Source organism: uncultured Arthrobacter sp. (genome assembly GCF_964021775.1).
Lineage (GTDB): Bacteria > Actinomycetota > Actinomycetes > Actinomycetales > Micrococcaceae > Arthrobacter.
Genome location: NZ_CAXHZI010000002.1, coordinates 343,378 through 363,567, shown reverse-complemented (window position 1 = coordinate 363,567; position 20,190 = coordinate 343,378). Strand labels below are relative to the sequence as shown.

At 64.4% G+C, this 20,190-nt stretch carries 15 protein-coding genes and 5 pseudogenes; 7 read left to right on the top strand and 13 right to left on the bottom strand.

Annotation, left to right across the window (positions count from 1 at the left end; genetic code table 11):
* Window positions 1-331 precede the first annotated feature (331 nt).
* The 10 genes and pseudogenes from ABIN76_RS03585 to ABIN76_RS03540 form a co-directional block, all read right to left on the bottom strand.
* Window positions 332-1,612, bottom strand: a complete 1,281-nt coding sequence (locus ABIN76_RS03585; RefSeq protein WP_346958352.1) for a cyclopropane-fatty-acyl-phospholipid synthase family protein — start codon at window positions 1,610-1,612, stop codon at window positions 332-334.
* Window positions 1,613-1,870: 258 nt separating this feature from the next.
* Entirely contained in the window at window positions 1,871-2,929 is a 1,059-nt protein-coding gene (gene ccsB, locus ABIN76_RS03580; RefSeq protein ID WP_346958328.1) for a c-type cytochrome biogenesis protein CcsB, read from the bottom strand.
* On the bottom strand, window positions 2,929-4,590 hold the full coding sequence (locus tag ABIN76_RS03575) for a cytochrome c biogenesis protein ResB (RefSeq protein ID WP_346958327.1): 1,662 nt from the start codon (window positions 4,588-4,590) through the stop codon (window positions 2,929-2,931). Before ABIN76_RS03575 ends, ccsB begins: the two co-directional genes overlap by 1 nt.
* A gap of 70 nt (window positions 4,591-4,660) precedes the next feature.
* Window positions 4,661-5,335: a TlpA disulfide reductase family protein gene (locus tag ABIN76_RS03570; RefSeq protein ID WP_346958326.1), complete on the bottom strand. Its 675-nt coding sequence runs from the start codon at window positions 5,333-5,335 to the stop codon at window positions 4,661-4,663.
* Window positions 5,336-5,712: 377 nt separating this feature from the next.
* Window positions 5,713-5,844, bottom strand: coding sequence for a hypothetical protein (locus tag ABIN76_RS03565; protein ID WP_346958325.1), 132 nt, complete (start codon window positions 5,842-5,844; stop codon window positions 5,713-5,715).
* Window positions 5,845-5,846: 2 nt separating this feature from the next.
* A complete protein-coding gene (locus ABIN76_RS03560; protein ID WP_346958324.1) occupies window positions 5,847-6,098 on the bottom strand; it encodes a hypothetical protein in 252 nt (83 codons plus the stop codon).
* Between the two features lie 31 nt (window positions 6,099-6,129).
* On the bottom strand, window positions 6,130-6,765 hold the full coding sequence (locus ABIN76_RS03555) for a DUF3105 domain-containing protein (protein ID WP_346958323.1): 636 nt from the start codon (window positions 6,763-6,765) through the stop codon (window positions 6,130-6,132).
* A pseudogene (gene lgt, locus ABIN76_RS03550) lies at window positions 6,762-7,669 on the bottom strand (prolipoprotein diacylglyceryl transferase). The gene ABIN76_RS03555 and the pseudogene lgt overlap by 4 nt, the downstream one beginning before the upstream one ends.
* Window positions 7,670-7,677: 8 nt before the next feature.
* Entirely contained in the window at window positions 7,678-7,986 is a 309-nt protein-coding gene (locus tag ABIN76_RS03545) for a multicopper oxidase domain-containing protein (protein ID WP_346958322.1), read from the bottom strand.
* 80 nt (window positions 7,987-8,066) lie between these two features.
* Entirely contained in the window at window positions 8,067-8,654 is a 588-nt protein-coding gene (locus tag ABIN76_RS03540; protein ID WP_346958321.1) for a DUF305 domain-containing protein, read from the bottom strand.
* 175 nt (window positions 8,655-8,829) lie between these two features.
* Here ABIN76_RS03540 and ABIN76_RS03535 point away from each other — a divergent pair, with 175 nt between their 5' ends.
* Together ABIN76_RS03535 and ABIN76_RS03530 are read left to right on the top strand one after the other, a co-directional pair.
* A complete protein-coding gene (locus ABIN76_RS03535) occupies window positions 8,830-9,009 on the top strand; it encodes a hypothetical protein (protein ID WP_346958320.1) in 180 nt (59 codons plus the stop codon).
* 444 nt (window positions 9,010-9,453) lie between these two features.
* The gene (locus tag ABIN76_RS03530; RefSeq protein ID WP_346958319.1) at window positions 9,454-9,759 is read left to right on the top strand and encodes a DUF3817 domain-containing protein; all 306 of its coding nucleotides are present in this window, start codon (window positions 9,454-9,456) and stop codon (window positions 9,757-9,759) included.
* Between the two features lie 165 nt (window positions 9,760-9,924).
* Here ABIN76_RS03530 and ABIN76_RS03525 read toward each other — a convergent pair.
* A pseudogene (locus ABIN76_RS03525) lies at window positions 9,925-11,155 on the bottom strand (IS256 family transposase).
* A gap of 321 nt (window positions 11,156-11,476) precedes the next feature.
* Here ABIN76_RS03525 and ABIN76_RS03520 point away from each other — a divergent pair.
* Window positions 11,477-11,847, top strand: a pseudogene (locus ABIN76_RS03520) (DDE-type integrase/transposase/recombinase); the annotation flags it as partial.
* Between the two features lie 71 nt (window positions 11,848-11,918).
* Here ABIN76_RS03520 and ABIN76_RS03515 read toward each other — a convergent pair.
* Window positions 11,919-12,074 (bottom strand): annotated as a pseudogene (locus ABIN76_RS03515) (metal-sensitive transcriptional regulator); the annotation flags it as partial.
* Between the two features lie 358 nt (window positions 12,075-12,432).
* On the opposite strand from ABIN76_RS03515, the gene ABIN76_RS03510 reads away from it, so the two are divergent.
* Both ABIN76_RS03510 and ABIN76_RS03505 read left to right on the top strand, forming a co-directional pair.
* Window positions 12,433-12,885, top strand: a complete 453-nt coding sequence (locus ABIN76_RS03510; protein ID WP_346958318.1) for a hypothetical protein — start codon at window positions 12,433-12,435, stop codon at window positions 12,883-12,885.
* 2,260 nt (window positions 12,886-15,145) lie between these two features.
* Window positions 15,146-15,343 (top strand): annotated as a pseudogene (locus ABIN76_RS03505) (heavy-metal-associated domain-containing protein); the annotation flags it as partial.
* Between the two features lie 75 nt (window positions 15,344-15,418).
* Here the strand turns inward: ABIN76_RS03505 and ABIN76_RS03500 are convergent.
* Window positions 15,419-15,664 carry a hypothetical protein gene (locus ABIN76_RS03500; RefSeq protein WP_346958353.1) on the bottom strand — a complete coding sequence of 82 codons (246 nt, stop codon included), beginning with the start codon at window positions 15,662-15,664 and terminating at the stop codon, window positions 15,419-15,421.
* A 57-nt stretch (window positions 15,665-15,721) separates the two neighbouring features.
* Between ABIN76_RS03500 and ABIN76_RS03495 the strand changes: the two genes are divergently transcribed.
* Window positions 15,722-17,710 carry a copper-translocating P-type ATPase gene (locus tag ABIN76_RS03495; protein ID WP_346958351.1) on the top strand — a complete coding sequence of 663 codons (1,989 nt, stop codon included), beginning with the start codon at window positions 15,722-15,724 and terminating at the stop codon, window positions 17,708-17,710.
* A gap of 46 nt (window positions 17,711-17,756) precedes the next feature.
* Window positions 17,757-20,189: a phosphoketolase family protein gene (locus ABIN76_RS03490; RefSeq protein ID WP_346958317.1), complete on the top strand. Its 2,433-nt coding sequence runs from the start codon at window positions 17,757-17,759 to the stop codon at window positions 20,187-20,189.
* Window position 20,190: the final 1 nt, after the last annotated feature.

The window sequence follows — 20,190 nt, the reverse complement described above, 5'->3', positions numbered from 1 at the left end:
GCCCGGCCAAACCAAATCCCGCCGTCCTCAACCAGCCCGTCGGTGGATCAAGGCTAAGGAGGATGCGGGGTCCGAAGGTCCACCAGTACCAGATCCCTACGCCGACGACGATACCAGTGGCGGTGACGACCGGGCACTTGTGCTAGGTCGTGGTTGCCCGCATCGGCTCCGGGGCGGCGCTTCAGTGGTGCAGGGGCGGCCTCACCTTTGATGTCACCGGCCTCAAGCGCATCCCCGAAGAGAAGAGGGAACGCCTCAGGCCCGGCCGGGTGCGGCGTACATCCGACGGAATGCCTGGTCGCCGGCGCACCGCCAATGCCCGAAAACCGCCTTAGGTCCAGGTGGTCCGGCGCAGCGGCGGTTCGTCACCGCCGGCACGCCGCACGAGGACCTGGTTGACGCCCATCGTTCCGGCCTCGAAACCGAGGGCACTCGCGGCCATGTAGAGCCGCCACACCCGTGCGCGCCCGATGCCTGCGAGTCGGACTGCTTCGTCCCAGTGTCCCTCAAGGTTCCCTACCCAGGCCCGGAGCGTCAGAGCGTAGTGCCGCCGCAGGGCCTCGACGTCAAGCACTTCCAGGCCCGCGGTTTCGAGGGCCGCGACCATGTCGGTGAGGCTGAGCATCTCACCGTCCGGAAAAACATAGCGGGCAATGAAGGAGTACGGGTCCGGCGCGGTCGCTCCGGCGTTCCAGGAGATCGCGTGGTTGAGCAATCTGCCTCCAGGATAGAGCAGGCCCTGTAGCAAGGAGGCATAATGCTCGATGTGCTCGCGTCCCACGTGTTCCGACATCCCGATGGAGCTGATCGCATCAAACGGTCCGTCGTCCACGTCCCGGTAGTCCTGGACACGGATGTCCACCCGGTCTGTCAGGCCGGCATCCGCCGCCCGTTTACGGGCCAAGGCAGCCTGTTCGACGGAAAGCGTCACACCGACGACGTGGACCCCGTAGTGTTGTGCCGCATGCAGCGCGAAGCTGCCCCAGCCGCACCCCACATCCAGCACGCGCATGCCGGGCATCAGGCCCAACTTGCGGCAGACCAGATCGAGCTTTGCCGCCTGGGCTGCGTCAAGCCCGGTCTCCTCCGACTCCCAGACCGCACATGAGTAGACCATGGACGGACCCAGGACGAGCGCGTAGAAGTCGTTCCCGACGTCGTAATGGTGGGAGATAACGGCGGCGTCACGGCCCTTGGAATGTCGCCGGCCGTACCGGCCCACGCGGGCTTCCTCCGGGGGCCGCGCCGGATTCGGTCCCAGTGCACCTAGCCGGACGGCAGTCCTAAGCAACGCGAATAATTCCACGGCAGTCGGTGCCGGGAACGGTCCAGGCACCGCAAACTTTCCGGCTGAACTGAGGGCCGCGAAGGCCGCGAAGATATCACCGGGTACGTCGATTTCGCTAGCTACGTAGGCGCGGCTGAGTCCGAGCTGGCCGGGTGACCACAGCATCCGGCGCAGTGCCCGCCGGGATCGGAAGACAACAACCGGAGCGTCCTCCGGGCCGGCCTCGGTACCGTCCCAAGCCCGCAGCCTCAAGGGAATTCCGTCGGTACCAAGGACGATTGCCAAGGCGTCGGCGAGCCGTGCTGCGGTGCTGGTTGTCTTGATGTTGCTCGCCTCTCGCCCGACGCCCTCTTGGTCCAAATCTATGCGCAGGTGTTCCAATCGAAAAGGGGCCGGAATCCCCTACTTGCCGGGTAGGCCCCGGTCTGGTTGTGGTGCGGCTCCAGTTTTGGCTTTGGGGGCAGAATTCCTTGGATCTAATCGGTGGTGTCGCTAACGCGTTTGGTGGCACGGTAGACGTCCGAACGGGCTGCAGCGAATAGTTCGGCAAGTTCCACAGTCGTGCGCATCCCCACTTTAGTTTTAGAGCCCTGAGTAGGAGTGAAGGCCGTTGAAGAACTGGTTGACGATGGTGAAATTGAAGACCACGCACAGGTAGCCCACGATCGACAGCCAGGCGGCGCGGGTTCCGGTCCATCCTCGGGTGGCGCGGGCGTGCAGGTAGCCGGCGTAGACCACCCAGATCACGAACGTCCACACTTCCTTGGTGTCCCAGCCCCAGAACCGGCCCCAGGCCTTCTCCGCCCAGATGGCGCCGAACATCAGCGTGAACGTCCAGCCGATGAAGGCTATGGCTTTGATCCGGTAGGAGAGGTTTTCCAGGCTCAGCGCGGACGGCACCAGCCGCATGAATCCCAGCTTGTCAGGGCCGCCGGCGGCGACGGATTTCTGCCTGTGCGACTGAACCAACTGAAGCGCCGACATGGCAAAGGTGAGGGTGAAAAGGGCCGAGGACAGCACGGCAATGGAGACGTGGATGATCAGCCAGTAGCTCTGCAGCGCGGGGATCAGGTGCCCCACCGGAGTCCAGTAGGCCACGGAGGCAGCGACCAGCATGATGATGGCCAGACCGAGCACGAAGGTGCCCAGGAAGCGCAGGTCGCGGCGGATGAGGGCCAGCAGGAACACGGCCGCCACCAGGAACGCGCCGGTGGTGAGGAACTCGTACATGTTGCCCCACGGCACGCGCCCGGCACCCAGGGCCCGGGTGATGACTCCGGCGGCGTGGATCGCGGCGCCCAGGACGGTCAGGGCGACGGCGACGCGGGCGGGTACACGGCGTTCACCGGCATAGCGCATGTCCCCCGCGGCGGTGCCGTCCTCGACGGTGAGGCCCGACGTCGGACGCTCCGCCCGCCCTTCCGGCCCGCCGGCGTCGTCCCCGCCCCCGCGGCCGGCAGCCACCGGAACCCCGACCACGGCAACGGCCAAAGAAGCCGCTTTCAGGTCCACGGCCTGCAGCGTCCTGGAGCTTTTGGCGAGGTCCCAGGCGAAGGCGATAAATGCCACCGTATAGGTGGCCGCGGCGAGCAGCATGAACAGTTCGCTGAACTGGCCCATAGTTTCGTTGAGTTGGAGCATTACTGGTCCTTCCCGGTGGTTGAAGAGAGGAAGTCGGAGGTATTGGAGGCGAGCTGCCACTGGCGGGTGAGGAGTTCGCGGATCGCTGCGGCCTCGCCGGCTAGGCGGTGGTCCTCGCCGCGGGCCAGCAGCCCGTATTCGACCATGGTGCGCCCGTCTTCGTGGGTTCCTGTCCTGACCCACATGCGGCGGCGGTTCACGTAGAGCGAGGTGACGAGCCCGGCTACGGCCAGGAGCGAAAACACCAAGACCCCGGTCTGGCCGGGCGTGGACCGGACGTCGACTCCAATGTAGCGTTTGAGCCCGTCGAAGCTGATGCTGCCCTTCCCACCGGGAAGAGTGTAGGTGGCGCCGGGGGTGAGGGTGATGCCGCCTGCCGGCAGGTCCCGGCCGTTGAGTTGCGTCAGCTTTTTCACATCCAGGACGTAGACGTTCTGCGGGACGCCGGTATCCAGGCCGAGGTCCCCGTAGTAGGAGTTCAGGCTCAGCTGCGGGTTCAACGGGTCGGGGTCAAAGCTGTAGGAGACGCCCTGGTCGTTCTTGATCGCCGAGGGCAGGAAGAACCCGACGAAGCCCAGCTGGGACGGTGCGGCATCCGGGACCTTGATCACCACCGAGGAGGTATAGACCCCGTCGCTCGGGACAGACACCACGGGGCCGCTGAAGGCGGTCTTACCGGTCCCGTCCTTGACGGTCACGACGGGGGCGTATCCGTTGCCAACCAGGAACATCCCCGTTTCACCGAAGTAAACCGGCTCGTTGACCTTCAGGATCTGCTGGCGCGGCGGCGCAGCTGCTCCGTCCCTGGTGGTCAGTGCGGCGGTGAAATCGATCGGCTGGCCGAACTGTTTTGTTGATTCCCGGTCGAAGCGGACCTCGAACTTATCCAGTGTGACGCCGAAAGGCTCCAGCCACGCGGGGTTGAAGTTTGTCCCGGGAGTGAAGGCGTCGTAGCTGACAAGGGTGTTGATGAAGCTGTCGCCTTCAACGATGATCTTTTGCCCGCGGTAGCCGAAGATGCCTCCGACCGCGACGCAGACCAGCACGCCGATCAGCGAGGTGTGAAAGAGCAGGTTCCCGGCTTCTTTCAAGAAACCACGCTCGGCACCGAGGGAAGGCCGGTCGCCGCCGGCGTCGCGGACCTCGACCCGGTAGCCTCGCTTCTTCAGCAGCGCCGCGGCATCGGTGAGGGCGGCCGCCGCAGAGGTTCCCGCGTCCGCGGGGAGGACCAGGGTTCCGTACTCGGGAAGCCGGGACAGCCGCTGGGGCGTGCGTGGCGGCTGGGAGCGCAGGGCCTTGTAGTGCGCCCTGGCCCGGGGCAGTACGCAGCCAATCAGGGAAATGAAGAGCAGCAGGTAGATGGCGGAGAACCAGACCGAGGTGTAGACATCGAAAAGCTGGAGGGCATCGACCATCGGCCCGACACCGGGGTTGTCTTTCAGGTAACGGGTGACCGCGGCTGCGTTCACTGGTCGTTGCGGGAACAGCGAGCCGGGCACCGCCGCCACGGCCAGCAGGAGCAGCAGGAACAGGGCCGTGCGCATGCTGGTCAGTTGTGTCCAGGCCCAGCGGAGCATGCCCCTGGCGCCAAGCGTTGGCAGGGTTACGGTGGGGGTTTGTTCCTGAGGTGGTTCGCTGTCCGGTGGCGTAGTTGCAGTCATGGGTTGTCTTCTTGTCTTAGCGGGCGGGGGAGGGCGCGGTCCATCGTGGGGAGAATTCAGCAGGGCACTTTTAGTCCGCGTCCACGGCTTCGATGACGGCGCCCTCGATGAGGGATTTGAGGATGCCCTGGTCGGCCAGGCCCAGGATCCGGGAAGCGACCCTGCCCTGTTTGTCGATCACGAGCGTGGTGGGGACGGCCTGCGGTGGGACGTACTGGGTCATGGCCAGCAGGATGCCGCCATCCTTGTCCTGGATAGTGGGGTACGTGACGCCGAAGGTCCGCTCGAAGGCGGTGGCTGCAGGTTCTTCATCGCGGACGTTCACGCCGTAGAACTGGACTCCCTGAGGCTTGAACCGTTCGTAGAGGGCTTGCAGCCGGGGTGTTTCAAGGCGGCAAGGGGCGCATGCCGCGTACCAGAAATTCAGCACGGTCACTTTGCCGGCCCAGCCGCGGGAATAGACCGCAGTCCCGTCAAAGAGGGATCCTTTCAGGACGATCGGCTGCTTGCGGTCCGCCGGAGCATATTCGGTTACGGACCCGTCGCCGGCGATGTAGTTCTTGTTATCACCCGCTTTGGCCTGCTGCGACAGAGCATCGCCGCTGCTGCCACACCCGGAAAGCAAAAGAGCCCCGACCCCGGTCAGAAGGGTCGATGAGATGAGTCGTCGACGCAAGAGGAGGGCCGGATGCTGCTGCGCACCCGCATCGGTGGGTGATGGTGTTGTGGCTGGGAGATCAAACATGGCAATCCTTAGAAATTGTAACTTCCGGTTGGTCTTGGCTAAGGCCAGCTGCACACGTCGCCGGGGCGGGAACGCCAGACCACTGGGCCAATTGCGATCTGCACTTCGAGGTCATGGTGCACGACCGGACCGTCAATCCGGCCTCGTTCATGCGGGAGGCGCCCCAGCGCGGGCTGGTGCCGTGCCGGATGAGGCGGGCAGTTCAGCGCTCATGGGTGCCCTCCCGCAGGCGGGGACCATTAAGGTGTTCACGGTTCAGGGCCTTCAGTTCCTCATCCGTGAGCCCAGCGCAAGTCCTGGCTGTAAGCGACCGTGAATCCGGAACTCAGCACTGCGAAACTGGCAAGACCTGGACCCAAGAAGATTATGGTCCTCCATCACGGCCACCGCACGTTTCGGCGCCGGGCAGTCCGCAGGCCCAGCGCCTCCAGGGCAGCGACCGTCACCGTCATGGCCAGGGCCGGCCAGTTCAGCGTCCACGAGTTCAGGACCACCTCCGGGGGCGGCATCCTCAGCGTTTCTTCTTTGTCTCTGCCCGGCCGGCCAAGATGGCACCGATCATGATCTGCGCCGCTCCGGTCGGATAGCCGGCGTAAATATCCAAGGTCAGGCTAGGTTGCTCGCCGGACGGTGCCAGGTGCAGGATCCAGTGCCAGATGGCGACCCCGGCACCGGCGGCCATAAGTACCTGGCCAAGACGCACGAGCCGCCGGTGACGGCGATGTGCGGCCTGTGGGTCCAGAGCGGTTTCGTTGTCTTTCATGGGGTCTCCTTTAAACGGTGTATAGCCGTGCTCAGCCGTTGGTGCCGCCGGTGCAGGCAGCACCGGGTTCCGGAGAGTTGGGCGACTGGGCGTAGGCGCTGATGACGGCGAGGATGCGGGGGTCTGCGGTGGCGTCCAGGGTGAGCTGGCTTCCCCAGGCTGTGGCTGTGACGGGCGTGGTCTGGTCTTTGTCCGGGCTGAGCAGGACGTAGCGCTTGCCCTTGGCCAGTTCAGTTAGCCGGCTAACCGCTTCCGGTGGGAGGTCCGGTTTGTAGGTCAGCCACACGGCGCCGTGTTCCAGGGAATGGACCGCGCGTTGTTCATTGACCGGCTCGGTATAGACGCCGCAGTTCGTCCAGACCCCTGCGTGGTCTCCGCCGACCCCAGGCTGCTGGGGGTAGGAGACGGCGTCCTGGACGTGGTTGCGGGACAGGTTCGTGAAGGTCTGGACTCCCTCGATGGGTTTCTTCGCTGCCTCGGTGGCGGCGTTTCGTTCCTGGACGGCTCCCGTGACGACGACTGCGACGGCGATAATGATCCCTGCCAGGACCAGGCCGAAGCTGCCGAAGACCAGGATGTTCCATTTGCGCTGCTTGGCCTTCTGTTTTGCCCGGAGCTCGGCCAGGATGGCCTGGTTCTCAGCGCGTCGCTTGGAGGCGTTGCTCATGCCGGATCTCCTTTACCGGAGTGGGAAGAGGGTTGGGGTTCCTCCGGCCGGGTGCTGGGCACGAAGGACCGGGGACGGGATCTGAGGATCTGGAAGAGGACCAGCCCGGCCAGGAAGAGCAGCCCGGAGACCCAGGTGTTCACGCGCAGACCCAGGATGACGTTGGCGGGGTCCGAGCGCATCAGTTCGAAGGCGAAACGTCCCGTGGTGTAAAAGACGATGTAGAGCGCGAACACGGACCCGGCACCGAGGGAATACTTCCAGTCCAGGAACATCAGCAGCGACGCCGCGGCCAAGCACCACAGGGACTCATAAAGGAACGTGGGCTGAAAATACCCGAGGACTTCCGGTATGCCGTCGGGTGAGAGGACGGCCTGCCCGGTGGCCTGGTTCATGTCGTAGATCTGGAGTTTCCACGGCAGGTCCGTCGGGCCGCCATAGAGTTCGTTGTTGAACCAGTTGCCCCACCGGCCCAGGCCCTGGGCGATCAGCAGCCCGGGCGCTGCCGCGTCCACGAACGCGGCGAAGGGCACCCCGGCCAGGCGGGCGCCGATCGCGGCGCCGACCAGGCCCAATGCGACGGCGCCCCAGATGCCCAGTCCGCCTTCCAGATCCGGAGTGCGCCCCAGGGATCCTTGCCGGGCCCGAAGTAGAGCTGGTTGTCGGTGATGACGTGGTAGAGCCTGCCACCGACGATGCCCAACGGCACCGCCCACATCACGATGTCCAGGGTCTGGGCTGTCGTACCTCCCCGGTGCCGGAGGCGGCGGGCGGTGAGCCAGGTGCCGATCACGATGCCCGCCAGGATGGCAAGGGCGTAGAACCGGATCGTCAGCGGCCCCAGTTGAAACGCGCTGATCGTGGGGGACGGTATGAAGAAGTCCGTGGATGCTAAGGGTCGCATGGTACCTGTCACTTGATGTAGGAGAAGAGTGCCATCATGCCGCGTTCGGCGTGGTAGGCGTTGTGGCAGTGAGCGAGACACTGGCCGGGGTTGTCGGCGTCAAAGATTACGGTGGGTGCGACGGCGGGGTCGGCCTTCAATTGGCCGCCCTCGACCACGGTTCCGCCCGATTCGTTCGACAGCACCGCCGGCAGCGGCTGCTTTCCGGTGCCCGTGCTGATGAACCCCAGGGCCTGCCCGAGCTTTCCCTCGGGCAGCGCCAGCACCAGCGTGTACCACTCCCGGACCGTCAGCAGGGCGTCGATGCGTTCGCCCATGCCCAGCACCACGGCGTCTAGATGAGAGAAGAAGAACTGGGAAAGGCCGGCACCGGCCGGACCGGCCGGTGCCGCACTGGCTACAGGGTAGCCAGCAGGTCCTTCATCTCCTTGATTTCCGCTTCCTGGGCGGTCACGATGCCCTTGCTGAGTGCCACGGCGTCCGGGTTCTTGCCGTCGGTCTTTTCTGTTTTTGCCATCATGACGGCGCCTTCGTGGTGGGCGATCATCTGGGTCAGGAACAGCTTGGCCGCTTCTGTGCCTTGTGCGGCGTCGAGTTTCTTCATGTCCTCGTCGCCCATCATTCCGGACATGCTGCCGCCCATGCTGCCGGACATCGTTGCTGATTCGTTCCAGTCCTTGAGCCAGCCGGTCATCGTCTCGATCTCGGGAGCCTGCGCTGCCGCGATTTTGGTGGCCAGGGCGGTCACGGCGGCGGGGATGTTCTGCTTCTTGAGCAGCATGTCGCTCATTTCCACCGCCTGGGCGTGGTGGGGGATCATCATCTGGGCAAACATCGTGTCGGCCGCGTTGTGGTCCCCGGCGGTAACCGGAGCGGAGCTGGACGACTTGCTGGAGCTGCCCATGTCCATGCCGGGCATGCTGCCGCCGCCGGAACAGCCGGCGAGGGCGATGGTCGCAGCGAGGGCGGTAACGGAAATAGTCATGATTTTCTTCATGGAATTCGGGGTCCTTCGAAACATCAACCGGCGCAGGGCACGGCTGTAAGGGTGACGCGCACACGTTAAGGCTCCACACAGGGGCGGCAACGGCGTGTCAGGGTGGAAGTCGTGTGCACCGCGGGCGTACCCGGGTGCGGTGAAGCCGCTTTACGTGCGGCTGATGCAGAGTTCGCCCGGGGAAGGACTCCCCGGGACATACGAATACTCGGTGGCCGGGGCGGCTGCATCTGCTGATGCCCGTGGTGCGCAGGGGATGCTGCCCGGCAGCGGCGCCGCCGGTGCGGTGCTGGCCGCGGAGGGGACGCAGAGTGCGTCCATGGCCGACATTTTCGTGCATTGATCCGGGGCTATGCATGCCGTAGCTGGTGTCGAAACGATCCCGGAAAGGGCACTGGCTGCCGTGGCGGGGCCGGTGTTGGCAGTGGCAGATTCGTCCGGCGGCACCGCCGGACGAAGGACACCGGGGATGTCCATTCCTGGCGTAGCAGAGGCCTGGGGCAAGTCGTGGGTTCCGGTCATGACGTGCATGCCGAGGATCCCGGCAATGACGGCCAGCACCCCCGCCAACACACCGACACGGCGAAGGAAGGCCAAGGCACGGCCGCGTAAATGGTTGCTCATGGTCTTCCTCCTTCTTTGCGATGTTAAGCTTACCGCCTCAGGGTGAGAGGGCTGTTTCGGTGAAGGCCGGCACGCCGTCGGCAAAGTGGAGGGAGATGAGCTGCCCGGATCGATGAGACGCTCCCCGGCATTCTCCCAGCCAAGGTTGCTATCTTCGGGTTCCATGGACTTTTTGCGTGTATTCCGAGTGCTGGCCGTGGCTGAAGCTGTGTCATGGCTGCTGCTTATCCTGGCAACGATCGTAAAGTACGCCACGGGGCAGGAAGGTGGAGTCCATCTACTAGGCCCTGTGCACGGTGCGCTGTTCGTCGCGTACGTCCTTCTGGCCCTGTTCCTGTGGCGGAAAAATCAGTGGACCGGCCGGGTGCTGGCGGTTGTTCTCGTTGATTCGGTGCTGCCGACGGGCGGCTTTTGGGTTGCCCGACGAACGGACCTGGGCGCGCGAAGGATCTCCGTACCCATCCCGTGAGTCAGCCAACTCCTCGTCGCTCAGCAGGCCCCAGCGGGGAACGCTGCACAGGTTCAGGCTCTGGCGCGTTGGCCGACGCCATAGGGGCCGCGGTTGAGAGGGCGTAGCCTCGGCCAAGTCCATTTGCGTGGTGTAACGCGGTTGCTGCGTGATTCTTGGGATTGGTTAGGCGCTGAGCTCCAGTTCGGGGTTGGTGTCCTCCTGTTCGGCGGTGGCCACGGGCGGGGTCCCGAGGGTTTGTGATTGCTGGATGAGGTCCAGGCTGAGGTAGCGGCGGGCTTCGATCCATTCGTCGTGCTGTTCGGCCAGGACGGCGCCGACGAGCCGGATCAGCGCGGAGCGGTCGGGGAAGATCCCGACGACGTCGGTGCGGCGGCGGATCTCCCGTTCAGGCGCTCCTGGGGGTTGTTGGACCAGACCTGGCGCCAGAGGCCTTTGGGGAAGGGCGTGAACGCGAGGATGTCCTCGCGTGCGGCCTCGAGGTGGTCTGCGACACGGGGCAGCTTCTCGGCCAGGGCGTCCAGGACGCGGTCGAACTGGGCATGGACGCCGGCGGCGTCGGGCTGGTCGTAGACCGAGTGGAGCAGGGTTTTCACCCACGGCCAGCTGCTCTTGGGCGTGGCGGTCATGTGGTTCGCCGCGTAGTGCGTGCGGCAGCGCTGTCAGGCGGCTCCGGGCAGGGTGGCGCCGATCGCGCGACCAGCCCGGCCTGCGCGTCGGCGGTCACGAGCTTCACTCCGGTCAGGCCGCGGGCGGTCAGGTCGCGGAAGAACCCGAGCCAGCCGGCCCCGTCCTCGGCGGAGGACGCCTGGATGCCCAGGACCTCGCGGTGTCCGTCGGCGTTGACGCCGGTGGCGACCATGGCGTGGACGTTGACGACCCGGCCGCCTTCGCGGACCTTCAGGACCCGGGGCGTCGGCGGCGACGAACGTGTAGGGGCCGGCGTCCAGGGGCCGGGTGCGGAACGCCTCGACCTGGGCGTCGAGGTCGGCGGCCATGACCGAGACCTGCGACTTCGATAGCCGGGTGATACCCAGGGTTTCGACGAGCTCTTCCATCCGCCGGGTGGAGACCCCAAGCAGGTAGCAGGTCGCGACCACGGTGGTCAGGGCGGCCTCGGCCCGGCGGCGGCGTTCGAGCAGCCACTCCGGGAAGTACGAGCCCTGCCGGAGCTTGGGGATGGCGACGTCCAGGGTTCCGGTGCGGGTATCGAAGTCCCCGTGCCGGTAACCGTTCCGGGAATTGTTGCGGGCCTCGGAACGGACACCGTATTCGGCGCCGCAGACAGCGTCGGCTTCGGCACTCATGAGCGCATTGATAAAGGTCGTGAGCATGGATCGCATGAGATCCGGGAGGCCTGCTCGAGTTGCTCGGACAGGAACAGGGCAGGATCGATAACATGGGTGCGGTCATCGCGTGGAAACTCCTTGAGAGAAGCCCTTGGTCGGTCTTTCCAAGAATCACGCGATGGCCGCCTCACGTTCGGGAACAACACGCCCGGGGCCCGGGCTGTTACACCACGCTAATGGGCACTACCCATATGACGGACACATGGTGGAAGGAGTACCGGTAATGCTACGGAAGATGAAAGCGAAGCTGGTGTTGCAGCTGCGTAATCAAAGCCTGTCGCGACGAGCAATTGAGTCCGCTCATGGGATGTCCCGGCACAGCATTCAGGCGGTCCTCGATGCGGGGGGAGCTGGCCGGTCTCGGTTGGGAAGCGTCCCTGGCCGTCTCGGCCCTCCACAACGCAATAAGGCTCCGGGAGCCGGCAAGGACCGTGGTGCACAGTGACCGCGGTTCCCAATTCCGCTCGAACGCCTTCGTCAGGACGCTGAAGAGCAACGGGCTGAAAGGATCGATGGGCCGGGTGGGCGCGTGTGCCGATATTGCGGCCAGGGAGTCGTTCTTCTCGCTCCTGCAGAAGAACGTACTGGACAGCCAGCGATGGTCCACGCGGGCTGATCTGCGTCTGGCCATCGTGACCTGGATCGAGAAAACTACCACCGGAAACGCCGTCAACGGCGCCTTAGGCGGCTAACGCCGGTCGAGTTTGAGATACTCAATAGCGGCCTCAAAGCCGCCTGACAACTCCAACCCCCGAGAGTCAATGAAATCCGGGGCAGTCCCCAGCGCGTTATCGATGACGGAGAGCGTCAGTCAATACAGTACGTATCCTCATCGACCATCCGGACAATCCCGCGCACCTGGCCTTCGATGCCTTTGAGCCTTCTCAGGTAGGCGGCCGTGTCCGCAGCGTACCCATGATGCGGCGAAGGCGCCCCGCCGGCGGCATCTTCGGCAGGCTGACCCATGGCGACTCCTTCAACGCTCATAAAGCAAATGTATACCCCTATGGGGTATGCATTCAAGGGTGTAGCGGGCGTCCTCTGCTGTACGCATTCGCGTCCCCGGCGGCAGGTGGTGCTTCGAACCAGCTGACTATCCGGCATCGACTACGCTGTCAGCGCAGAGTCATGAGTCTTTTGCCCGGCGCGTGCACCTCCGGCCGGAACGCCTTGCTCACTGCCGTAGTTCTCGATGCACAAGGGATGGGCCCGTGTCTGTACTGTTTGAGTTCCGGAACACCCCGTCCTGACAGCCACGGCCAGACACCTGGCCGTTTGGTCCGCCCAAGCAGGAAACCATCATTTCAGAGGATCGCAGAACACCATGACAGACGATTACTCCACACCCGGCGGCCTCCAGGCCGCCGCAGCCATCCCTGTCGGCCAGGCACGCATGCCGCTCGGCGCCCGGCGCATTATCCTCATCGGAAGCCTCGGCGTACTCGCCGGTATTCTGGCCGGGCGCTACTATTTCGGCGGACTGGTTCTCGCGTCCGCCGGAATCACCCTGGTGGCCCTGGCGCTCTCGTACCAGACAGGTAAACCCTGGTTCTCCCGGTTGTCGTGGCTTGTCGTGGCCGCCGGCGCCCTGTGGACGGCAACGACTGCCGGGTATTGGTGGTTGATCGACGCGGCTGCAGACGCCTCGTCGGGGTCTTCAGAAAACGCGTCCCTGGTCTTCTATCTGGGAATCGCGGCACTCGTGGTCATGCTCGGCGCCACGCTCTCGGCCGCGATACTAAGGGCGACCCGCGGCCGTCGACTCATCCGTTCCTGATGTGACGCAGTTCCCCGCCGGACATGGGGATCATGTCGTTGCGGGGCGTTGTGCCTTTCGTGCTCGACCCGATGCGGCAAAACCGGACATGAATCCATGTCCGGCCGTGAGCGGAGGCAACGGTGTATCCAGTCAGGCAGACCAGGCAGAAATGTCCGGCCCCGGCCAGCCAATAACCAACGGGGGGCGCGCCGATCACCGGACTCTCGACGACTTGCGCGCCACCCAGGCGAGGCCGCCAGCCGTCTCCACTACGCCCAGCGCCCGAGTCAATCCGGGATGTTTGGTGAATACGCGCATGGCACGCTGCCACGGTTCGGGCCCCTGCCCGGCTAATCGGCTGGTGTGCCTAACCGGGAACAACAGGCCGACAATACCGTCGCCGATGGCCACGATGGCCATGAACTCCGTAACAAGAACCCGCATGGAAACCTCCCTGAACTGTAACGGTGGAGACAGGCTGGTGCGGTCGGCGCCTCCACCCATTCGACCGCGCGCCCCGGCATCGGACCCCTGCACCGGAAGATCCGCCCCCATACGTCTCGGCGTAATGCTATTTTCCGGTCTGACCGAAGGTGGGATCAACCCCTTGCGTTGACCGACAATGGTGGATGTACCCGCTGCTCGTCCTTTTCTTCGACAACGGATTCGTGACGATTATCCTCGCGAGACCCTCATCGTCGCGCTGGCCGCCTTCCCCCGGCAAATCGGCGAGCTCAACCTGTGGATTCTCGGCGCGACCGCCTTGCTCGGAGCCATGCCCGGGGACAACGTGGCTCACACGTTCGGACTAGCAAGCGGTGTGGAACGTCGGAGCCGGATGCCCAATCTGAACGTTCAGAAGGTCTTTGGCTGGGCCCGGTACGAACTGAGGAAGAGCGGCGCCGTAACGATCCTTAGATGTCGCTACATTGCATGGGCCGTGTGGCTGGAAACCATGCTGCGGGCACCCAGGCGTTTCCGCGCCGCCGGTTCTTTTCTTCCAAGACACCACCGCGTGCGTGTCTTTGGAGGGCACGTTCCATAGGAATCGGTTTGCTGGCCAAATGCTTGTCCGGTTGCACACAACCCCCGCTGCGTGCTGGTGTCACCGTCGTGTGCGCGGTCCTCCTGGGCCTCGTCACCGATCACGTCCTGCGCTTCTAGCACAAACGTCTGGGTCGGATCGAGGCGAAGGCAGATGCTGAACGGGCTGACAGCACCCGCTCCGCTGCCGCGCCGCCCTCATCGCCGACACAACGTCAGCCGGGTCGGTGCGTCCGCAGTGATAAGCCCCCGGCACCCCATTCTTGAGAAGAAGCGGGGCGTCTGGGCTCCCCGACTGACGAGATCAGTAAACCTACCTCACGCCGGTCCCCCCGAACCGCCATTAAGTCAACTCTCACGCTCGCCGTCCTCCGGGAACGGAGGTTCATGCCGCCGTTCTCTGCGACGAAACGCCCCTTAACGCCAAGCACTTGAAGTTCCCCGGGGCCGGGCCGGTATGATCGCTGAAGAGGGCGAAACCTACCCGCACTATTCGCGAACAACCCGGGGATGGGAAAAAAGTGCGTCATTACAAGCGATGGCACCATCATTTTTTCCGACTGGCCGCATTCACCGCTGTACTGTCGTTTCTCGTCGCGATGACCGGAGTTCTGGACTTTCCGAATACGGCAACCCCATCCGGCCCGATGATGTCCGCCCAAGCAACCCTCTCGGGCGCCGAGTCGAACAGCATCACTTTGTCCTACCCGGAAGCCACTGACGTCGGGAACCTCCGGAACATCTTTTCCGGTGACACCCTTGCTGCAAAGGATTCGGGTCCGGGGGACCAACCAGTTCCGGCCCGCACTGCACACTGCCCTATGAATCTGGGCTTGACCGTGGTGTGCCCGGATGTGCTGTCATTGGCGGTCCCGGCCACGTCGGTCCCGGTACCTCCAGACAGTATCCCCTCGACAGAGGCAACACGACAGCCAGTCGGGGCGTTGTCTGAGTCTCTGCTAACACCTGTCTACGCCGTGTCGCTCACCCGGCTGTCCATCAGCCGCGAATAGGAGCCCCCTGCCCTCCAGGGCCGGAGTTGCCAGGATTACTGCCGCAGCGTCCAAGCGCGCGAGGCGAACGATCCCCGGCAAGACGAGGCCAGTTGGGCAGGCGAACCTCATTTTCCGTCCTGTCACCGCCGCCGTGATGCCCGGCTTGGGCCCTACGAGCGCGACGGCCGGACCTTCGTCAACCGCTATCGAGCGCGATCGAACTGAGAGGAATTTCTGCAATGAGCAATAGGACGCAAACTGCGGTCATGGGGGTGGCAGGTGTCCACTGGGCATCATCCAAGAGTATCGCCGAAGCTACGCTGTCCCGACGGCCGGGTGTGCTCAGCGTAGAGGTGAATCCGGTTTCGCAAACGGCGAACGTCACGTTCGACCCGGACCGGACCTCCATCGCCGACCTTGCGAGTTGGGTGCGAGATTGCGGTTACCACTGTTCCGGCCAGTCCGTGCCTGAGCATATCTGTGATCCGATGCACGAAACCGGCTCGCTGCCGTCAGCACCGGCCAGTTACGGTACTGCCGAGCACCATCTGGTTGCACCCCACGACGGTCACACAGCCCTCGCCTCCGAAACTCATGCCGGCCACGAAGGCCATGAAGCGCATGCCGGCCACGCCGGCCACGAAGGCCACCAAACGCATGCCGGCCACGAAGCGAGTGAAGAGCACGCTGGACACGAGGACCGCCGTTCCCAGCGCGCCCCCCGGGATGCCCAGGAGGTCATGGGTCACGGAGGTCACGGCGGCCATGCAATGTCGATGGAGTCCATGGTCCGTGACATGCGGAACCGATTCGTTGTGGCAGCCACGCTGTCGGTGCCGATAACTCTCTGGTCGCCGATCGGCCGGGATGTACTCGAGTTCACGGTCCCGGCCCCGTTCGGCCTGCGGGATGACGTGTTTGCCCTCATTCTGTCCCTGCCTGTCATCTTCTACGCGGGCTGGATCTTCTTCGACGGCGCCTACCGGGCGCTGCGTGCCAGGACACTGGACATGATGGTCCTCGTCGCTGTCGGTGTCGGGGCGGGCTGGGTCTATAGCTTGGTAGTCACCTTGACCGGCGGCGGCGATGTTTTCTACGAAGCCGCCACCGTGCTGGCCAGCTTCGTATTGATGGGCCACTGGTTTGAGATGCGTGCAAGGGGCGGGGCGAACGACGCCATCCGGACGCTGTTGGAGCTGGCGCCAGCCAAGGCGATCGTGATCCGTGACGGCGAACCGGTAGAAGTTCCTACTGCCGAAGTCATGCCCGGAGACTTGTTGCTGGTACGCCCGGGGGCAAAAATTCCCACCGACGGGACCGTTGAAGACGGCGCATCCGATATTGATGAGTCGATGGTCACTGGAGAAAGCCTTCCAGTTGCCAAAGCAGTTGGCTCCGAAGTTATTGGTGCCACCGTCAACACGACGGGAACATTGCGTGTCCGCGCCACCAAGGTCGGAGCGGACACGGCATTGGCGCAGATCGTCGCGCTGGTCCAGGAAGCCCAGAACTCCAAGGCCCCGGGGCAGCGGCTGGCCGACCGGGCAGCGTTCTGGCTTGTCTTTGTCGCACTTATCGGCGGGAGCGCCACCTTTGCCGCGTGGCTGCTGACCGGCGCCAGCCTGGAGACGGCGCTGCTCTTTGCCATCACCGTGGTGGTCATCACGTGCCCCGATGCACTGGGCTTGGCTACTCCCACGGCGATCATGGTCGGGACCGGACTGGGCGCCAAGCGCGGCATTCTCTTCAAAAACGCCACCGCCCTCGAAATGTCCGCCCGCATCGACGCCGTAGTCATGGACAAGACCGGTACCCTGACCCAGGGCAAACCGGAAGTAACAGATTTCATCGCCGTCGGCATCGACGAGACTGAACTGCTGGCTCTCGTGGCGGCCGTGGAACGGGAATCCGAGCACCCACTCGCCGCCGCCGTCGTGAACTATGCCGTAAACAAGGGTGTGCCCACCCTGGATGCAGCGGAGTTCCGCAATGTTCCCGGACATGGCGCCGGGGCAACGGTCCGGGGCCAGCAGGTATTCGTTGGCAACCGTAAGCTGATGGCCGCCCAGGGCATTGACATTACTCCTGTGGCCGATCAGCGGCAGGAACTGGCGTCAACGGGACGCACGGCGGTCCTGGTTGCTGTGGACGGCCGGGCAGCAGGAGTTATCGCCCTTGCCGACGCCGTCCGCGAGACTGCCGCTGCGGCTGTCTCGGCGATGCACGAAGCCGGCATCGAAGTCATCATGCTCACCGGGGACAATGAGGCAACCGCCCAGCGCATCGCCTCGCAACTGAACATCGACACCGTCATCGCTGAAGTGCTGCCCGGGGACAAGACGGCAAAAATCGCAGAACTACAGGCCGCCGGCAAACGGGTGGCCATGGTCGGGGACGGCGTCAACGACGCCCCGGCCCTTGCACAGGCTGACCTGGGAATCGCGATTGGTGCGGGCACCGACGTGGCCATCGAAACAGCTGATGTGGTCCTGATGCGCTCGGATCCGCTGGATGTTCCCATCGCCCTGCGTATCGGCAAGGGAACCCTGCGCAAGATGCGGCAGAACCTGGGCTGGGCTATCGGCTACAACGTCATCGCCCTGCCCATCGCGGCCGGCGTCTTCTTCAGCTCACTGGGCATCAGGCTCAGCCCGGAAATCGCCGCTATTTCAATGTCCGGCTCCAGCCTCATCGTCGCGGTGAACGCCTTGCTGCTCAAGCGCCTGCGTCTACCGGAACCGGGAGAGGCCACCGGCCGCACGATCAAGACCGCACCTGCCCCGGAGCCAAGCGGAGTCCGCTAAGAACCGCCCCTGCGCCCGTCCCCGTTACTTTCACCGAGAGGCTGCCATGACAGACCACCATCAACTTCTGACGACCGGGGAACCCGTCCTCAGCCCCGAGCAGCTCGACCGGATCCATGCCTGGTGGCGGGCAGCGAACTACCTCTCTGTCGGACAGATCTACCTCATGGACAACCCGCTACTGCGCGAACCGCTACGCCCCGAGCACATCAAGCCGCGGCTGCTGGGACACTGGGGGACCACCCCGGGCCTGAATTTCATCTACGCCCATCTGAACCGGGTCATCATGGAACGGGACCTGGACATGATCTACATCATGGGCCCGGGGCACGGCGGACCGGGCCCGGTGGCATCGGCCTGGCTGGAAGGCACCTACAGTGAAACGTACCCGGACATCTCCTGGGATCTCGCCGGGATGAAGCGGCTGTTCCGCCAGTTCTCCTTCCCCGGCGGCATCCCCAGCCATGTGGCGCCGGAGACGCCGGGGTCCATCCACGAGGGCGGGGAGCTCGGGTATGCGCTGTCGCACGCCTACGGCGCAGCGTTCGATAACCCGGACCTCATCGTTGCGGCGGTCATCGGTGACGGGGAAGCAGAGACGGGCCCGCTGGCCGCGAGCTGGCACGCCAACAAGTTCGTGAACCCGGCACGGGACGGCACCGTCCTGCCGATCCTCCACCTCAACGGCTACAAAATCGCCAACCCCACGATCCTGGACCGGATCAGCCATGAGGAACTGGACTCGCTGTTGCGCGGGTACGGCCACACACCGTACTACGTGGAAGGTTCGGATCCGGAACAGATGCACCAGGACTTTGCCCGGACCCTGGATGCCTGCTTGGACGAAATTCTTAAGATCAAGCGCGACGCCCGGGAGGACGGACGGACGGAACGGCCCCGCTGGCCCATGATCGTCCTGCGCTCTCCCAAGGGCTGGACGGGACCGGCGGAAGTGGACGGGCTGAAGGTGGAAGGAAGCTGGCGTTCCCACCAAGTGCCGTTCACCCAGGCGCGCGAAAGCGACAGCCACCGTGCCGTGTTGGAACAGTGGCTGCGCAGCTACCGCCCCGAAGAACTCTTCGACGACGCGGGCGCGCCGGTGGCGGCGGTCGGCGGGTTGCATCCGATCGGCGAGCGGCGCATGAGCGCAAACCCGCACACGAACGGAGGGCTGTTGCTGCGGGATTTGCGCATGCCTGAATTCGCCGACTATGCCGTGCCCGTGACCCATCCCGGCACCGGGGCAGCGGAATCCACCCGCGTCCTGGGCACGTTCCTCCGGGACATCGTGGCTGCGAACATGGACAATTTCCGGGTCTTCGCCCCGGACGAAAACAACTCCAACCGGCTCGGCGCCATATTCGACGCCACCGGGCGGGCCTGGAATGCCCGGACCGTTCCTGAGGATGACCATCTCGCCCGCGACGGACGGGTCATGGAAATCCTCTCCGAACACACCTGCCAGGGCTGGCTGGAAGGCTACCTGCTTTCCGGCCGGCATGGATTCTTTTCCTGCTACGAGGCGTTCATCCACATCGTCGACTCCATGTTCAACCAGCACGCCAAGTGGCTGACCACGACCAACGACATCCCATGGCGCCGGCCGGTCGCTTCCCTCAACTACCTGCTGACCTCCCATGTGTGGCGGCAGGACAACAACGGGTTCTCGCACCAGGACCCGGGGTTTATTGACCACGTGATCAACAAGAAAACGGACGTCATCCGCGTCTACCTGCCACCGGACGCCAACACTCTCCTGTCCGTGGCCGACCACTGCCTGCGCAGCCACCAATACGTCAACGTCATTGTCGCCGGCAAGCAGCCCCAACTGCAGTACCTGGACATGCAGCAGGCGATCGTGCACTGCACCAAAGGCGTCGGCATCTGGGACTGGGCCAGTTCGGACGCGGACGGGGAACCCGATGTCGTCATGGGCTGTGCCGGTGATGTGCCCACAATGGAGACCCTCGCCGCCGTCGACATCCTCCGTGGGCGGTTCCCGGATCTGAAGATCCGGGTGGTCAACGTCGTTGACCTCATGCGCCTGCAGGATGACACGGAACATCCCCATGGTCTGTCCGGACGGGACTTCGATGCCCTGTTCACCACCGACAAACCGGTCATCTTCGCGTACCACGGCTACCCGTGGTTGATACACCGGCTCACGTACCGCCGGACGAACCATGGCAATATCCATGTCCGCGGCTATAAGGAGGAGGGAACTACGACGACCCCGTTCGACATGTGTGTCCTCAACCAGCTGGACCGGTTCAACCTGGCCATCGACGTCATCGACCGCGTGCCCAGGCTGAAGGACGTCTCGGCGCATGTACGCGAGGAGCTCAAGAACAAGCTCATCGAGCACCGGCAGTACATCCGCGCCCATGGTGAAGACATGCCGGAGATCCGGAACTGGGAGTGGACCTCCGCAGCTGACCCCGCCAACAACCCGGCTGATGACGTAACGGAACCGGAGTAGG

Bases quoted from the DNA above. Each gene is read 5' to 3' on its own strand.
- ABIN76_RS03565 (WP_346958325.1), bottom strand. From the start codon at position 5,844: ATGCCGCCCCCGGAGGTGGTCCTGAACTCGTGGACGCTGAACTGGCCG.
- ABIN76_RS03555 (WP_346958323.1), bottom strand. From the start codon at position 6,765: ATGAGCAACGCCTCCAAGCGACGCGCTGAGAACCAGGCCATCCTGGCC.
- ABIN76_RS03575 (WP_346958327.1), bottom strand. From the start codon at position 4,590: ATGACTGCAACTACGCCACCGGACAGCGAACCACCTCAGGAACAAACC.
- ccsB (WP_346958328.1), bottom strand. From the start codon at position 2,929: ATGCTCCAACTCAACGAAACTATGGGCCAGTTCAGCGAACTGTTCATG.
- ABIN76_RS03510 (WP_346958318.1), top strand. From the start codon at position 12,433: ATGACAGACGATTACTCCACACCCGGCGGCCTCCAGGCCGCCGCAGCC.
- ABIN76_RS03535 (WP_346958320.1), top strand. From the start codon at position 8,830: ATGCAGAGTTCGCCCGGGGAAGGACTCCCCGGGACATACGAATACTCG.
- ABIN76_RS03560 (WP_346958324.1), bottom strand. From the start codon at position 6,098: ATGAAAGACAACGAAACCGCTCTGGACCCACAGGCCGCACATCGCCGT.
- ABIN76_RS03530 (WP_346958319.1), top strand. From the start codon at position 9,454: ATGGACTTTTTGCGTGTATTCCGAGTGCTGGCCGTGGCTGAAGCTGTG.
- ABIN76_RS03570 (WP_346958326.1), bottom strand. From the start codon at position 5,335: ATGTTTGATCTCCCAGCCACAACACCATCACCCACCGATGCGGGTGCG.
- ABIN76_RS03545 (WP_346958322.1), bottom strand. From the start codon at position 7,986: ATGGGCGAACGCATCGACGCCCTGCTGACGGTCCGGGAGTGGTACACG.
- ABIN76_RS03490 (WP_346958317.1), top strand. From the start codon at position 17,757: ATGACAGACCACCATCAACTTCTGACGACCGGGGAACCCGTCCTCAGC.
- ABIN76_RS03540 (WP_346958321.1), bottom strand. From the start codon at position 8,654: ATGACTATTTCCGTTACCGCCCTCGCTGCGACCATCGCCCTCGCCGGC.